12 protein-coding genes and 1 pseudogene are annotated in these 15611 nt (G+C 70.6%); 7 read left to right on the forward strand and 6 right to left on the reverse strand.

Going from position 1 to position 15611, the window contains the following annotated elements; genetic code table 11:
* Positions 1-216: 216 nt before the first annotated feature.
* The 3 genes from mptB to H4281_RS40375 are packed head-to-tail and all read left to right on the forward strand — an operon-like array spanning position 217 to position 3566.
* Positions 217-1848 (forward strand): polyprenol phosphomannose-dependent alpha 1,6 mannosyltransferase MptB, encoded by a 1632-nt coding sequence (gene mptB, locus H4281_RS40365; RefSeq protein WP_182896158.1) that lies wholly within the window; start codon positions 217-219, stop codon positions 1846-1848.
* 6 nt (positions 1849-1854) lie between these two features.
* Positions 1855-2781, forward strand: a complete 927-nt coding sequence (locus tag H4281_RS40370) for an ABC transporter ATP-binding protein (RefSeq protein ID WP_037359205.1) — start codon at positions 1855-1857, stop codon at positions 2779-2781.
* Positions 2778-3566, forward strand: coding sequence for an ABC transporter permease (locus H4281_RS40375; protein ID WP_182896113.1), 789 nt, complete (start codon positions 2778-2780; stop codon positions 3564-3566). The genes H4281_RS40370 and H4281_RS40375 overlap by 4 nt, the downstream gene beginning before the upstream one ends.
* A 20-nt stretch (positions 3567-3586) precedes the next feature.
* Here the strand turns inward: H4281_RS40375 and H4281_RS40380 are convergent, their stop codons facing one another.
* A complete protein-coding gene (locus H4281_RS40380; protein ID WP_182896114.1) occupies positions 3587-4582 on the reverse strand; it encodes a hypothetical protein in 996 nt (331 codons plus the stop codon).
* A gap of 139 nt (positions 4583-4721) precedes the next feature.
* Between H4281_RS40380 and H4281_RS40385 the strand changes: the two genes are divergently transcribed.
* Together H4281_RS40385 and H4281_RS40390 are read left to right on the forward strand one after the other, a co-directional pair.
* A complete protein-coding gene (locus H4281_RS40385; protein ID WP_182896115.1) occupies positions 4722-5693 on the forward strand; it encodes a COX15/CtaA family protein in 972 nt (323 codons plus the stop codon).
* Positions 5694-6010: 317 nt separating this feature from the next.
* Positions 6011-6940: an acyl-CoA desaturase gene (locus H4281_RS40390; RefSeq protein WP_182896116.1), complete on the forward strand. Its 930-nt coding sequence runs from the start codon at positions 6011-6013 to the stop codon at positions 6938-6940.
* Here the strand turns inward: H4281_RS40390 and H4281_RS40395 are convergent.
* A complete protein-coding gene (locus H4281_RS40395) occupies positions 6937-7800 on the reverse strand; it encodes an ATP-grasp domain-containing protein (protein WP_182896117.1) in 864 nt (287 codons plus the stop codon). The genes H4281_RS40390 and H4281_RS40395 overlap by 4 nt on opposite strands.
* Positions 7797-8114: a hypothetical protein gene (locus tag H4281_RS40400; RefSeq protein WP_182896118.1), complete on the reverse strand. Its 318-nt coding sequence runs from the start codon at positions 8112-8114 to the stop codon at positions 7797-7799. Before H4281_RS40400 ends, H4281_RS40395 begins: the two co-directional genes overlap by 4 nt.
* Before the next feature lie 92 nt (positions 8115-8206).
* Between H4281_RS40400 and H4281_RS40405 the strand changes: the two genes are divergently transcribed.
* Positions 8207-9178: a quinone oxidoreductase family protein gene (locus tag H4281_RS40405; protein WP_182896119.1), complete on the forward strand. Its 972-nt coding sequence runs from the start codon at positions 8207-8209 to the stop codon at positions 9176-9178.
* 1 nt (position 9179) lies between these two features.
* Here H4281_RS40405 and H4281_RS40410 read toward each other — a convergent pair.
* From H4281_RS40410 to H4281_RS40420, 3 genes and pseudogenes are all read right to left on the reverse strand, one after another.
* Positions 9180-9695: pseudogene (locus tag H4281_RS40410) on the reverse strand (FKBP-type peptidyl-prolyl cis-trans isomerase).
* A 62-nt stretch (positions 9696-9757) separates the two neighbouring features.
* On the reverse strand, positions 9758-11998 hold the full coding sequence (locus H4281_RS40415; RefSeq protein WP_182896120.1) for a HelD family protein: 2241 nt from the start codon (positions 11996-11998) through the stop codon (positions 9758-9760).
* A gap of 100 nt (positions 11999-12098) precedes the next feature.
* Positions 12099-13079 carry a heme o synthase gene (locus H4281_RS40420; RefSeq protein ID WP_037814661.1) on the reverse strand — a complete coding sequence of 327 codons (981 nt, stop codon included), beginning with the start codon at positions 13077-13079 and terminating at the stop codon, positions 12099-12101.
* Between the two features lie 427 nt (positions 13080-13506).
* On the opposite strand from H4281_RS40420, the gene tkt reads away from it, so the two are divergent.
* A complete protein-coding gene (gene tkt / locus H4281_RS40425) occupies positions 13507-15606 on the forward strand; it encodes a transketolase (protein WP_182896121.1) in 2100 nt (699 codons plus the stop codon).
* Positions 15607-15611: the final 5 nt, after the last annotated feature.

Below are 15611 nucleotides of genomic sequence, written 5' to 3' on the forward strand. Positions count from 1 at the left end.
CCGGGCAAAGGCGGGGTGTCGCCCAGTGACCCGACTCACCTCGCCACCGCGGCGCCCGGCCCAACGGGAGCGATCCCGTCGCCGGGGGACCGAATGGCTCGATACGCCGCGTGAACCGGAGTCGATACGCTTCCGGGCGTGGCAATCGGCGAACACCCGGAGCAGCGGGCACCGGAACCGGACTTATCCGGCGAACCGGGCGACGCTGACGGCGCCGTGGCCGCTCCCCCTGCCCCCGAAGCCGCGCCGTCCCCGGTCGGCCCGCGCCGCACCGATCCGCTGAACGCCGCCGAGACCCGCGGCCTCGACGTGGTCCGCCGCTTCGGCACCGTCGGCTCCCTGTTCCTCGCGCTCGGCTCGCTCGGGGCCGGCGCCGCGCCGGTGATCAACCCGGTGCAGGACCTGCCGGTGCTGCGGCTGTTCATCCGGATCCCGACGGTCTCGCTCGCGATCGCGTTCTCCGGGATGGGCATCCTGGTGCTGAGCTGGCTCATGCTCGCCCGCTTCGCCCGTCCGGCGAGCGCGCGGCTGGCCACCAGCGGCCAGCTCGCCCGGACCGTCGCGATGTGGGTCGCGCCGCTGCTGCTCATCCCGCCGCTGTTCTCCCGCGACGTCTACAGCTACCTCGCGCAGAGCGAGATCGTGCACCGCGGCATGGACCCCTACCAGCTGGGCCCGGCGCAGGCGCTCGGCGTCGCGGACCCGCTGACCGCGGGCGTCACCAACATCTGGCGCGAGACCCCCGCCCCGTACGGACCGCTGCTGCTGCGGCTCGGCGGCTGGCTGGCCCCGGTCGGCGGCAACAACATCGTCGTCGGCGTGCTGCTGCAGCGCGGCCTCGCGATGGTCGGCGTGCTGCTGATCGTGTGGGCGGTGCCGCGGCTGGCCCGACGGTTCGGCGTCCAGCCGGCCACCGCGCTGTGGCTCGGCGCGGCGAACCCGTTGCTGATCTTCCATTTCGTCGCGGGCGCGCACAACGATTCGCTGGCCATCGGGCTCATGGTGGCCGGGCTGGAGATCGGCATCCGGCGGCTGCCGGTGCGGGTGAAGGGGGACAGCCCGCCGCCGCTGGCGAAGGGCGAATTGCTCTTCATCGCGCTCGGGGTCGTCATCATCACGATCGGCGCCACCGTGAAGATCCCGGCGGTGCTGGCGTTGCCGTTCCTGTCGGTGATGGTCGCGCGCAGATGGCACGGGCGGCTGAAGGACCTGGTGTGGGCGGGCACGCCGATGGCGGTGCTGTTCGGCGTGGTGCTCACCGCGATCTGCGTCGGCACCGGACTGGGCTTCGGCTGGATCGGCGCGACGGCGAGCACGCCGGGACTGGTGCGGTCGTTCATCTCCCCCACCGCGGAGATCGCGAACCTCAGCGGCGTCCTCGGCATCACGCTCGGGCTGGGCAACCACACCGACGCGCTGGTGCCGATCCTCGGCACGCTCGGCAACGTGATCACCGCGGCGGTGACGATCAAATTCCTGTGGGCCAGTTTCAAATGGCGGTACCGGCCGATCATCGGGCTCGGCGTCTCGCTGGGCGCGGCGATGATCCTGCAGATCAACCTCCAGCCCTGGTACCTGCTGTGGGCGGTGATCCCGCTCGCCGCCGCGGCCGGGACGTCGCGGTTCCGGGTGGTCGCCACGGTCATCAGCGCCGGGCTGCCGTTCCTGCTGCCGCCCACCGGCGGCACCTTCGACGGCCGCTCGTACGTCCTGCCGTGGGCCTACGGCGCGGCCGCTCTGGTGACCCTCGGCGGCCTCGCGATCGTGTACCGGGTTTCGCCGCTGCTGTTGTCCAGGACACCTCCGGCGTCCCCAGCACCGCGCGCGCCCGCTGACGTCGTATCGTGATTCGCTGTGGACAACCCCGCCGTCGAGATCTCCGGCTTGGCGAAAAGCTACGGCTCCACCACCGCGGTCGACGGCATCGACCTGCGCATGGAGCGTGGTTCCCTGCTGGCCCTGCTCGGGCCGAACGGCGCCGGAAAAACGACCACTGTCGAGATTTGCGAGGGTTTCCGCAGACCTGACGCGGGCCAGGTGCGCGTGCTCGGCCTCGACCCCGTCGCGGACAGTTCCCGGCTCCGCCCGCGCGTCGGGATCATGCCCCAAGGCGGCGGCGCGTACCCGGGCGTGCGCGCGGAGGAAATGCTGCGGCTAGTGGCTTCCTGCGCGGCGAACCCGCACGATCCGGCGTGGCTGCTCGACGTGCTCGGGCTCGCCGGCGCGAAGCGGACCCCGTTCAAACGGCTCTCCGGCGGGCAGCAGCAACGGCTTTCGCTGGCATGCGCACTGGTCGGCCGTCCGGAGCTGGTGTTCCTGGACGAGCCCACCGCGGGCATGGACCCGCAGGCGCGGCGGCTGGTCTGGGACCTGCTCGCGGCCTTGCGCGCGGACGGCGTGAGCGTCCTGCTCACCACCCACCTGATGGAGGAAGCGGAGACGCTGGCCGACCAGGTGGTGATCGTGGACCACGGCAAGGTGGTCGTCGAAGGCACGCCGCATTCGCTGACCCTGGAGGCGGGCGAGGCGGCGCAGCTGCGGTTCCGCGCCCGGACGAAACTCGACACGACGCTGCTCGAAGCCGCGCTGCCGGAGGGGTACCGGGTCAGCGAAACCGCACCCGGTTCGTATCTGGTGGAGGGCGCGGTCGACCCGCAGGTGGTCTCCGCCGTCACCGCCTGGTGCGCGCAACAGGGCGTACTGCCCGAACAACTGCAAGTCGGACGGCGGACGCTCGAAGAAGTGTTCCTCGAACTCACCGGACGGGAGCTGCGCGCATGAGTTCTCCGTTCCCCGCGGGCACTTTCGCCCCCGCGCCCGGCCGCGGTTCGCTCGGCAAGATGCTGCGCACGCACGCACGCGTCGAGGCCGCGCTGACCCTGCGGCACGGCGAGCAGCTGCTGCTCACCCTCATCATCCCGCTCGCGCTGCTGATCGGGCTGAGCCTGCTGGACATCCTTCCCGCGAGCCAGCTCGGTTCGACGTCCAAAGTGGACTGGATGACGCCGAGGATCCTCGCGCTGGCGGTCATGTCGTCGGCCTTCACCGGCCAGGCGATCGCGCTCGGCTTCGACCGGCGGTACGGCGTGCTGAAGCGGCTTTCGGCGACGGCGCTGCCGCGCTGGCTGCTGGTGGCCGGACGGGTCGTGGCGGCGCTCGTCGTGGTGGCGCTGCAGTCCGTGGTGCTCGGCGTCGTCGCGGCCTTCCTGGGCTGGTCCCCGTCGGCCGCCGGGATCGGTTCGGCGGTGGTGCTGCTGATCCTGGGGACGCTGGCTTTCGGCGCGCTGGGCGTGCTGCTGGGCGGCGCGTTGCGGGCGGAAGCGGTGCTGGCGCTGGCGAACATCGTGTGGTTCGTCCTGCTGCTGGCAGGCGGGATTCTGCTGGCCCCGTCGGCGCTGCCGTCCGGGGTCGGTCTGGTGGTGTCGCTGCTGCCTTCCGGTGCGCTGGCGGAAGGCATGCGCGCGGCGCTGGTGGACGGCCAGTTCCCGCTCGGTCCGGCGGCGGTGCTGGTGGTGTGGGCGGCGGTGGCCGGAGTGCTGGCGACACGGACCACGAAACTCACCTGAGCGGGGGTCGTGAGTGCCGATCACGGTTCTAACCGGCATAAACACTCACGAGGGCCGGGGACCCACCCCAGCCGTGCGAGCACCGTCCCCACCTCACCCGCCACCCCGCAACTGTCCCGATGGACATCCCACCAGCCGTACACAAGACGGGCGCGTCCAGCGAGCTCAGCCGCATTGTCACGACGACGATCCCGAAACGCCACACCGGCCACGCTGTGCGCCGCACGGCCGTCCAGCCTGACGACAAGGCTTTCCCCGCCGACCTCGTAAACCACGTCTTCCCACAGCGTTTTGCCGTCGACCACAACCGGAACTTGCCTTCGGCCCGGCGGAAATCCGTGCGCCCGCTCCACCTCGTCGAAGTACTCGACCTCCAGCGCGGACATCAGACCGCCGCCGGCAAGCTGCAACGCCCTCCCGATCGCACTCCGATAGCGCAACGGCGGCCTGGCCTCGACGCACCGGAGCATTTCCGGCACGCTCAACGCCTGCTTGGCAACCAGATCGATCACCAAGTACATCGCCGAACGCGCATCCGGCTCGGCCACCGCGAGATCGACGATCGTGTCCGTCTTCCGCGTTCGCGGCGGAACGCTCGCCAGCGCCGAGAACGCCAGCGCGCGAGACCGATGTACTCGTACGACTGGCATCTGCGACACTGCTGAACTTCCGTAAGGCACGGTGATTTCGATCGGGCCGGTGCGAATCGGCACCATTCTCCATTCCTCTGCGGCGGTCCGATGGCTAAGCACGCTGTCCTTTCCGCCGTAAAGCACAGCCGCGTGCATCAAGGCCGCCCGTCCCAGCTGGCCGGTGAATGTCGCATACACGCGGGGAAGCACTCGCTGCCATCGACGCGCCGCGACATTCGATGCGACGTCATGCCAGCTGTGTCCGTATGCTCTCAGCTGGGCGAACGACACCACGCCGGCCTGGCTGCGCACCATCGAACGCCAGCCACCGGCATGCTCTTCGGGAATCCGGTCGTTTTCCGACCATCGTGAGTGAAGGGGCATGAATCCACCTTCGCCGCGGCATCGGAGATGTGGCGGCGGTCTCACGAATCTGTGGATGAGCAAACTGGTTGGGGACAAGTGGTCGTGAGTGGCGATCCCGGTTAGAACCGTGATTGCCGCTCACGAGTATCGTGGCTGCGTGTCCCTTCGCAGTTTGATCGCCCGCCTGCCGTATCCCTCCGCCGCGGTCCAGCGCGGCGTCGGGATCGCCGCGGTGGTCACGCAGGCAGGCATCGGCGTCACCGGTTCCGTGGTGCGGGTGACCGGGTCCGGGCTGGGATGCCCGACCTGGCCGCAGTGCGTCGCGGGCAGCCTGGTGCCGGTGCGGCACTCCGGCATCGACGCGGTCACGCAGTGGATCGAGTTCTCGAACCGGATGCTGACCGGCGTCGTGATCGTGGTGGCGGCGCTGGCCGTGCTCACCGCGTGGCGGATCCAGATCGACCACCCGGAGCGCAAGCGCCTGGTGAAGCTCGCCTGGACGATGCCCGGCGGCGTCGTGCTGCAAGCGGTCATCGGCGGGCTGACGGTGCTGGCGAAACTGGAATGGTGGACGGTCGCGATCCATTTCCTCGCTTCGACGCCGCTCGTATGGCTGGCGGTCCTGCTGCTGAAGGCCTTCCGCGAGGGAGACGAACCGGCGCGCCCGCTGGTCCCGAAGCTGGGACGGCAGATGCTGGTGCTGCTGACGGTGCTGATGTGGGCGGTCCTGATCGCCGGCACGACGGTCACCGGAGCGGGCCCGCACGGCGGCGACGTCAACACGCATCGGCTCGACGCCCCGATCGAGCAGCTGGCGCGGATCCACAGCGGACTGCTGATCGCGTACCTGGTCGTGCTGGGGGTCTTCGGGCTCACGCTGATGCGCGTCGGCGCGCCGAAGAGCGTGTGGCAGCGGTACGCGTGGGCGTGGGTCGTCGCGCTGCTGCAGGGCGTGCTGGGAACGGTGCAGTACGCGCTGGGCGTGCCCGAGGCGATGGTGTCGTTCCACGTGCTCGGCTCGGCGCTCGTGATCGTGGTGACGGCGGTGCTGTGGACGGGCACCCGCGACCGCGGCCCGGTCACGTCGCTGGAGCCCGCGGAGAAGCGCGAACTCGCCACCGCGAACTGACGGCTTCGCGCCGTTGGGCATCGGCCCGGGAACCATCGGCCCAAGCGCCGGTTCTCCGCTCGGCCTCGCCTCTTGGTGTTCAGGCCACAGCCAACTTGCCATCGCGAAACCGACGGCTTCGCGCTGCCGAGCATCAGCCGGAAACAGCGGGGACAAAAACGCCCGCTCTCCGCTCGGCCTCCTCTCGACGACCAACTCGCCACCGCGAACTGACGGTCATCCGGGCGTAACTGCGCGTCGGCCCGGCGGACAGGTCGGCGGCTTACCGTCGTCGCCGACCGGCTTTCCGAAAGCCCCGAAAAGCCCGAGGTGCCGCCATGCCGACCGCCCCTGCCCGTGCCGCCAAGCCCCTTCTATCCGGCAGGCGCGGGACCGCCGAAATGATCGTGCTCAAGACGTTCCTGCTCGTGCCGTTCGCCGCGCTGATCGCCGCCGTGCCGTTGCTGTGGGGGTGGGGCATCGGCTGGACCGACCTGATCCTCGCGACTGTTTTCTACGTGCTCGCGACGCTCGGCGTGACCGTCGGGTACCACCGCTACTTCACCCACGGTGCCTTCAAAGCGAGCCGCCCGCTGCGGATCGCGCTCGCGATCGCGGGGAGCATGGCCGTGCAGGGTTCGGTGATCTTCTGGGTCGCGAGCCACCGCCGCCACCACGCGTTCTCCGACCGCGACGGCGATCCGCATTCGCCGTGGCTGTTCGGCACGTCGCCGTCGGCGCTGCTGCGCGGGTTCTGGCACGCGCACATGGGCTGGATGTTCCAGCGCGAGGTCACCAACGCCGACCGCTTCGCGCCGGATCTCGTCAGCGACCGCGACCTGCGGCTGGTGAACCGGTTCTTCTGGCTGTGGATCACCCTCAGCCTCGCCCTGCCCGCCGCGCTCGGCTGGGCCTTCAGCGGCACCTGGCAGGGCGCGCTGACGGCGTTCTTCTGGGCCGGGCTGGTCCGGATCGCGTTCCTGCACCACGTGACCTGGTCGGTGAACTCGGTGTGCCACCTGATCGGCGACCGCCCGTTCGCGAGCCGCGACCGCGCGGCCAACTTCTGGCCGCTGGCGCTGCTGTCCATGGGCGAGTCGTGGCACAACTCCCACCACGCCGACCCGACCTGCGCCCGGCACGGCGTGCTGCGCGGACAGGTGGACGTCTCGGCCCGGGTGATCTGGGCGTTCGAACGGCTCGGCTGGGCAAGCGACGTCCGCTGGCCCCGGGCAGAACGGTTGGCGGCGAAGCGGCGAGCGAGCTAGGCCAATTGCTGCCGCACCGCGGACGCGAACCGCAACGGAGCACCCGCGTCCGCGTGCCGGAACCCCAGCGACGGCTCAGTCAGCTCCAGCTCCAGCACCAACGGACGGCCGTCGTCCCCGCGGACCAGATCCACCCGCGCGTACAAGAGTTCCGCCCGCAAAATACCGAGCAACCCGCAAGCGGCGTCCAGTGCGTCCTCGGCCACCGCACGCACCTCGGGAGCCGGAACAGCGGCCGCCAGCCGCTCTTCCCGGTACAGCCCCGAAGCGTCCACTTCGGACTCCAGCGGCGCGAATTTCGTGAAAGCGTGCGAATAAACGCCGCCGAAGTACACGACCGCGATCTCGCCTTGAGTGTCCACACTGGACTGATACGGCTGAATCAGACCGGTGCGCCCGTCCTCGTGCAAAGCGCGCAGATGCCGCTCCGCGTCCGCACCGGAGGAGGCGAACCGAGCGGCGCCGCGACCTCCCGCCCCCACCGAAGGCTTCACCACGAACGGCTTCTTCGGCCAGCGCGGCTTCTCCCCCGGCGGCACGATCTCGACCGGCACCGTCGGCACACCCGCGTCGAGCAGTTCGCCGAGATACGTCTTGTCCGTGTTCCACCGCGCGACCGCGGCCGCATTGCTCAGCCCGGGCACGTCCTCGCACCAGCTGAGGAATTCCTCCCGGCGCTCCGGGTAGTCCCAGGCCGCACGCAGCACGACGATGTCCGCCGAAGCGAAATCGGCGGCCGCGTCCCAGGCCGCCCAGCTCACCGCGAATCCGAGGTCCGCGAGCGCGGGCAGCACCGCGGCCTCGTCGCCGTCGCCCTCGGGCAGCGCGGCGCAGCCGACGAAAATCGCCGAACGGGTCACCGGCCCGCTCGCGGCCCGGCCATCTTGCGCCGGTGCGCGGCACCGATTTTGACCGTCTTCACGGTTTCGCTGTCCCACTCCGCGGCCTCGAGGTCGTCGACCTGCTCGACCAGCGCGGTCCCGGTCTCGACCCCGGCGACCAGCACGTCGCCCATCGCCCCGTCCGGGCCCACGAGCACGACGCGTGCGCCGGCCAGCCCGATGTTCTCGACCACGGCGCGCGACGGTTTGCCGTGCTTCGCCACGAAACCGCGGGCGGAGGCCAGCTGGCGGGCAGTCGGCGCGGTCGGCGTGTTTTCGGTCTCCTCAGCCACGTCCGGAGCTTAACCCGAGACCCCCGCCCCCGCGGCCCGACCGTGTTCTCGGCCATAGTGGACGCCAGACGCGCACATCTCGAGGAGGAACCATGCCGACCGCAGTGCAGGTGACCCGGACCGGCGGCCCGGAAGTGCTGGAACTGGCCGAGATCGAGCCCGGCCCGCCCGGCGCGGGCGAACTGCTGGTCGACCTCGCCGCGGCGGGCGTCAACTACATCGACACCTATCAGCGCCAGGGCATCTACCCGATCGACCTGCCGTTCGTCCTCGGCTCCGAGGGCGCCGGGACGGTCGTGGAGACCGGCGAGGGCGTCACCGAATTCGCCCCCGGCGACCGCGTGACCTGGCAGGGCGTGCTCGGCAGCTACGCCCAGCGCGCGGTGGTCCCGGCCGGCGCCACGGTGAAGGTGCCCGAAGGCGTGTCCGACGAGATCGCCGCCGCCACGATGCTGCAGGGCCTGACCGCGCACTACCTGGTGCGTTCGACCTACGAAGTGCAGGAAGGCGACGACATCCTCGTCCACGCGGCGGCCGGCGGCGTCGGTTTGCTGCTGGTGCAGCTGGCGAAGGCGCGCGGCGCGCGAGTGCTGGCCACGGTGTCCACCGACGAGAAGGCCGAGCTGGCCCGTGGCGCGGGCGCGGACCACGTGATCCGCTACGACCGCGAGGACTTCGCCGCCGCGACCCGCGAGCTGACCGACGGCGAAGGCGTCGCCGCGGTCTACGACGGCGTCGGCAAGAACACCATCGACGGCAGCCTCGCCAGCCTGAAGATCCGCGGCACCCTGGCCCTGTTCGGCGCGGCCAGCGGCCCGGTGCCGCCGCTCGACCCGCAGCGCCTCAACTCCGGCGGTTCGCTCTTCCTGACCCGCCCGACGCTCGGCCACTACCTGCGCACGCGCGAGGAATTGGACTGGCGCGCAGGCGAACTGTTCGCCGCCGTGCAGGACGGTTCGCTGAACGTCCGCATCGGCGGCCGCTACCCGCTCGCCGACGCCCGCAAGGCCCACGAGGACCTCCAGGGCCGCCGGACGACCGGGAAGCTGCTGCTGATCCCCTGACTCAGGAAACGGAGAGGGCGTCGGTCACGAACACCAGCGTTTCGTTGGGCGCGATGCCGCGTCCGCCGTCCTTGTAGGCGAGGGCGGGCGGAATGATCATCAGCCGCCGTCCGCCCTGCTTGACGCCGACCAGGCCCTGATCCCAGCCGTCGATGACCTGGCCGGCTCCGAGGTCGAGGCCGAACGGCTCGCCGCGGTCGAACGAGCTGTCCAGCTTCTTCTTGTTCGACCAGGTGACGACCAGCTAGTTCATCGACAGCTTCGACCCGGCGGCCGCGGCCTTCCCGGTGCCCTCCGACAGATCCTTGGTGAGCAGCTTCTTCGGCGGGGCGCAGTCGTCCGGGACGGTGATCGTCGGCACCTGGCCGAAGTTCCCGGTGGTCTTGATGTCGTCCGCGGTGCACTCGCGGCTCGGGGTCGCCGGAGCCGCGCTGCTGTCGCCGCCGCAGGCCGTGAGGCCGAACGCGGCGACTGCCGCGACCGCGCCGATGACGGCTGTCCTGCCGATGTTCTGCATGATTGAATGTATCCGCACGGCGCAGCCGTTCCGTTGAGGGTGGCGGCGGGGCGGGGTCCGGGTTAACCAAGCCCGCCGAGCGCGGGCACCGCCGGACCAGTCCGCACCACGCCGAGCCGTTGCGTAGCCCGAGTCAACGCCACGTACAGGTCGTTGAGCCCACGCGCTGACCCCGACACGATCTCGTCCGGCGACACCAGCACGACCCCGTCGAACTCCAGCCCCTTGGAACGATCGACCGTCAGCACGCTCAGCCGCTCGTCCTCCGGAAGCAGCTTCCGCACCTCGTCGAAGCGACCGCCCGGCACCAGCACCGCCACGGTCCCACCGTCCACAGCGGACAGTTCCGCGGCCACCAGCGACGGCAGTTCCTCGTCCAGCGAAACGACTTCCACGCCCCACGGCGGCACCCCGGTCTCCCGCACCGAAGCGGGCGCGGCCAGATCGACGTCGAGTTCGGCGAGCACGCCCGCCGCGACCGCCATGATCTCCGCCGGGGTCCGGTAGTTCACCGTCAGCTGCTCCAGCCGCCAGCGGTCCGCGACGTACGGCGACAGCACCTCGTCCCAGGTCCGTGCTCCCCCGGCGGCCCCGGTCTGCGCGACGTCGCCGACCAGTGTCATCGACCGGTTCGGCGTGCGGCGCATCAGCAGCCGCCAGTCCATCGCGGACAGTTCCTGCGCCTCGTCCACGATCACGTGCCCGAACGTCCACGTCCGGTCCTGCGCCGCCCGCTGCGCCGCGGTCAATTGGCTGCGCGCCTGCTGCCGTTCGGCGAACAGTTCGGCGTCCAGCACGTCGGACACCCGCAGGACCTCCTCGTCCTGGATTTCCTCATCCTGGTCGAGGATGTCCAGCACGCCCTCGGCGTACGCCCGCTCGACGCGTTCCTGGCGCTTCTGCTCGGCCTCCTCCTCGGAGTCGTCGCTGCCGAGCAGTTCGGCCAGTTCGTCGAGCAGCGGCACGTCGGCGGGCGTCCACTTCGCGTCGCGGCCGCTCTCCAGGTGCTTCCGGTCCTCTTCGGACAGCAGCTCGCCCGCCGCCCGGTCGAGGTGTTCGCGCTCGGCGAACAGGTCGTCCAGCAGGCCCGCGGGCGTGAGTTTCGGCCACAGCGAGTTCAGCGCGGCGGCCACCGCGGGGCTCGACGCCAGCTCGGCGCGGATGTCCTGGACGTCCTGGGCGTCCAACAGGTCCTCGCCCAAAGCGCGGGCGGCCTGCCGGGTGAGCGCGTCGAGGACGTCGGAGACGAACAGCCGCCGCGCGAGGTTGTGCGGGCGCCGCGAACGGCGGGCCCGGGCCCGGGCCTGCGTGCAGGTCTTCCGGTCGAGCTTCAGGATCTCGCGTTCGTGCTCGATCTCGATCACCGGATCGGGTACACCTTGCCGATCCCGGACGGCCTTGGCGAGCACCTCGGCCATCACCAGGCGGCCCTTCACCTCGGCCGCTTCCGGCGACTCGGCGCCGTCCGCGTCCAGACCCGGCCACAGCTGCCCGATGGTCGACAGCAGCACGCCGGTCTCGCCGAGCGACGGCAGCACCTGGCCGATGTAGCGCAGGAAGGTCGAGTTCGGGCCGACGACGAGCACGCCGCGCGTGGTCAGCTGCTGGCGGTGCGTGTAAAGCAGATACGCCGCGCGATGCAGCGCCACCGCGGTTTTCCCGGTGCCCGGCGCGCCCTGCACCACCATCACCCCGCCGAGCGGCGCGCGGATGATCCGGTCCTGCTCGGCCTGGATGGTGGCGACGATGTCGGCCATCTCGCCGGTCCGGCGGCGCTCCAGCGCGGCCAGCAACGCGGCCTCGCCGGCCAGCCCGAGGTCTTGGCCCTGGTCGGCGGCGGTCAGGTCGAGGATCTCGTCGTCGAAGCCGGTGACGCGACGGCTCAGCGACCGCAGATGGCGACGGCGGCGCACGCCGTCCGGCGAAGCGGCGGTGGCGAGGTAGAACGGCCGCGCGACCGGGGCGCGCCAGTCGATCAGCAGCGGCCGGTAGTCGTCGTCCTCGTCGAACAGGCCGAGCCGTCCGATGTAGGCGGTTTCCTCGTCGCTGCTGCCGGGCACGAAGTCCAGCCGCCCGAAACACAAGCCCTGCTCGACCGACCCGAGCTGGGCGAGCCGGTCGCTGTGCAGGGTCGTGGCGGCTTCGCGTTCGGTCCGCGCCTGCGGCGTCCCGCCGGTCTGGCGCAGGGTCTCGTCCAGCCGGCGCTGGGTCTGGGTGCGTTCGGCGTCGAGCTTCGCGAACAGGGCGTCGACGTAGGCCTGTTCGTGGCGCAGCTCGGCTTCGTAGGCCGGTTCCTCGGGCAAGGAAAGGTCCTGCTTTCAGGTCGGGATCGGGGCCGGAAGAGTGCAACCGGCGAGGATCCCGGGCCATTCCTGCCCGGCGCGGAACGGGTCGGAGAACGGGTCAGAACGGGAGGCCGAGGACCGGCAAGCCGATCGCCGAGTCGACCGCCAGCGCGACGAACACGATCATCAGGTACGTGTTCGACCGGTGGAACAGCGCCATCGGCTTGGTCTCCTCGCCGCGGTGCACGGCGGCCTGCAGCCGGTGCGCGTAGAAGAGGAACCAGCCGCCGGCGAGGATCGCGAAGGTCGCGTACAGCCAGCTGGTGACCGGGAGCAGCAGCAGCGTCCAGGCGACCATCACCCACGAGTAGATGACGATCTGCCGGGCCACGTGTTCGGCGGTCGCGACGACCGGGAGCATCGGCACGCCCGCGCGCTCGTAGTCGTCGCGGTACTTCATGCCCAGCGCCCACGTGTGCGGCGGGGTCCAGAAGAAGATCACGCCGAACATCACGAACGCGGGCCACTGCACGGTGCCGGTGACCGCGACCCAGCCGATCAGCACCGGCATGCAGCCCGCGGCTCCGCCCCAGACCACGTTCTGCGACGTCCGCCGCTTGAGGCCGAGGGTGTAGACGAAGATGTAGAACAGGATGGTCGCGATCGCGAGGACCGCCGCCAGCAGGTTCACCGTGAAGTACAGGACGGCGAACGACGCGATGCCCAGGACGAGGCCGAAGATCAGCGCGTTGCGCCGCGGCACCGCGTCCTTCACCAGCGGGCGCCGCTTGGTGCGGTTCATGACCTTGTCGATGTCGCTGTCGATCACGCAGTTGAGCGCGTTCGCGCTGCCCGCGGCCATGGTGCCGCCGACCAGCGTCGCGACCACCAGCCACGGGTTCGGCACCTCGCGCCCGGCGAGGAACATCGCGGGGATCGTGGTGACGAGGAGAAGCTCGATCACGCGCGGCTTCGCCAGCGCGGCGTACGCGCCGGCCACCTGGCGGAAGCTTCGCCGGGCCCCGCTCGGCCGTCCGCCGTCCGGGGGTACGGCGCTGGTGTCTTCACTGCGTCCGTGCGCAGCGTTCACCAACGACATTTCTCTCCCTGAGTCAGTCCTGGGCCGGGCGGCGCGGAAGAAGAGGTGGTGCTCATGGGGAACTCCCGTGCCTGGCCCGCGATCGATGTTAGACGTGGCGGACTGGCTCAGCGCCCGCGGGTCCGGGACACGCCCGGCGGTGTCTCGTCCGTCACGTCGCCCCGTGAGTCGCGAAGGCCTTCGGCGGGTAGCCGGGGAAGGACAGGCGGGCAGGATCACCTCACCCGCAGGGTGCGCGCCCGCGCTCGCGCGCACGCGTACGCACTAGGGTGACAGCGACGGGCCGCTCGCTCCGCCTGCACAGCGCCGCCAGCAGGAATATCGTCCCTTCGGGATCGATTGAGATAACTGAGGGCGCACACCGCAGCACTTGAGCGGCACGCACGGAATACAGCCACCACTTCACCGACGCAGGAGTTCGAGTTCAGTGTCCGAAACCTCTAGCAGCGAGACCAACCCCTTGCTCCGGCGCAACGTGCCGGCCGACTGGACCGAGACCGACACCCGCGCCGTAGACACCGCCCGCGTGCTTGCCGCGGACGCCGTCGAAAACTGCGGCAGCGGGCACCCGGGCACTGCGATGAGCCTGGCGCCGCTGGCGTACACGCTGTTCCAGCGCACCATGCGGCACGACCCGGCCGACCCGGAGTGGCCCGCCCGCGACCGGTTCGTCCTCTCCGCCGGGCACTCGAGCCTGACCCTCTACATCCAGCTGTACCTGGCCGGGTTCGGCCTGGAGCTGGAAGACCTCGAGCAACTGCGCCGCTGGGGCTCCAAGACCCCGGGCCACCCGGAGTACCGCCACACCAAGGGCGTCGAGACCACCACCGGCCCGCTGGGCCAGGGCCTCGCGAACGGCGTCGGCATGGCGATGGCGGCCCGGCGCGAGCGAGGCCTGCTCGACCCGGACGCCGCCCCCGGCGAGAGCATCTTCGACCACCACATCTACGTGATCGCCTCCGACGGCGACATCGAAGAGGGCGTCACCTCCGAGGCCTCGTCCATCGCGGGCCGCCAGCAGCTGGGCAACCTGATCGTCTTCTACGACGACAACAAGATCTCCATCGAGGACGACACCAACATCGCGCTGTCCGAGGACGTCGCGAAGCGGTACGAGGCCTACGGCTGGCACGTGCAGACCGTCGAGGGCGGCGAGGACGTCGTCGCGATCGAGGCGGCCATCAAGGCGGCGCAGGCCGAGACCGAGCGCCCGTCGTTCATCCAGCTCCGCACGATCATCGGCTACCCGGCCCCGACGAAGATGAACACCGGCAAGGCGCACGGCGCGGCGCTGGGCGCGGAAGAGGTCGCGGGCGTCAAGAAGGCGCTGGGCTTCGACCCGGAGAAGAACTTCGACGTCGACGAGGCCGTGCTCGCGCACACCCGCCAGGCGATCGAGCGCGGCGAGAAGCAGCGCGCCGAGTGGCAGGAGCGCTTCGAGGCGTGGGCCGCGGCGAACCCGGAGCGCAAGAAGCTGGCCGACCGGCTGTCGACCCGCACGCTGCCCGAGGGCTTCGCGGACAACCTGCCGTCGTGGGAGCCCGACGCGAAGGGCATCGCCACCCGCAAGGCCTCCGGCGAGGTGCTCAACGCGCTGGCCGAGCCGCTGCCCGAGCTGTGGGGCGGTTCCGCTGACCTCGCGGAGAGCAACAACACCACCATGAAGGGCGCCGACTCGTTCGGCCCGGCCGAGGCCGGCACCGACATGTGGAAGACCAACCCGTACGGCCGCACGCTGCACTTCGGCATCCGCGAGCACGCGATGGGCTCGATCCTCAACGGCATCGCGCTGCACGGCGGCACCCGCCCGTACGGCGCGACCTTCCTCACCTTCTCCGACTACATGCGCCCGCCGGTCCGGCTCGCCGCGCTGATGAAGGCCCCGGTCATCTACGTGTGGACGCACGACTCGATCGGTCTCGGCGAGGACGGCCCGACGCACCAGCCGATCGAGCAGATCGCCGCGCTGCGCGCCATCCCGGGCCTCAACGTCGTCCGCCCGGCGGACGCCAACGAGACCGCGTACGCGTGGAAGGCCGTTCTGGAAGACGTGCACCACCCGTCCGGCTTCGCGCTGACCCGGCAGAACGTGCCGGTGCTCGAGGGCACGAACGCCGAGGGCGTCAAGAAGGGCGGCTACGTGCTGGCCGAGGCGTCCAACGGCACCCCGGAAGTCGTGCTGATCGCGACCGGTTCCGAGGTCCAGCTGGCGGTCGAGGCGCGCAAGACCCTGGAGGCCGACGGCATCCCCACCAGCGTGGTCTCCATGCCGTGCGTCGAGTGGTTCGACGCGCAGGACCAGGACTACAAGGACGCCGTCCTGCCGCCGACGGTCAAGGCCCGCGTTTCGGTCGAGGCCGGGATCGCGATGCCGTGGCAGCGCTTCACCGGCGACGCCGGCGAGAACGTGTCGATCGAGCACTACGGCGCTTCGGCCGACGCCGCGACGCTGTTCCGCGAGTTCGGTTTCACCGCCGAAGCCGTGGTCGACGCCGCCCGCCGCTCGATCGCCAACACCAAGAACTGAATTGA

The sequence above is a fragment of the Amycolatopsis dendrobii genome, from assembly GCF_014145675.1.
In the GTDB taxonomy this organism is placed as follows: domain Bacteria; phylum Actinomycetota; class Actinomycetes; order Mycobacteriales; family Pseudonocardiaceae; genus Amycolatopsis; species Amycolatopsis dendrobii.

Excerpts from the sequence above, each read along its gene's own strand:
- H4281_RS40375 (WP_182896113.1), top strand. The coding sequence starts at position 2,778 with ATGAGTTCTCCGTTCCCCGCGGGCACTTTCGCCCCCGCGCCCGGCCGC.
- H4281_RS40380 (WP_182896114.1), bottom strand. The coding sequence starts at position 4,582 with ATGCCCCTTCACTCACGATGGTCGGAAAACGACCGGATTCCCGAAGAG.
- H4281_RS40390 (WP_182896116.1), top strand. The coding sequence starts at position 6,011 with ATGCCGACCGCCCCTGCCCGTGCCGCCAAGCCCCTTCTATCCGGCAGG.
- H4281_RS40405 (WP_182896119.1), top strand. The coding sequence starts at position 8,207 with ATGCCGACCGCAGTGCAGGTGACCCGGACCGGCGGCCCGGAAGTGCTG.
- H4281_RS40420 (WP_037814661.1), bottom strand. The coding sequence starts at position 13,079 with ATGTCGTTGGTGAACGCTGCGCACGGACGCAGTGAAGACACCAGCGCC.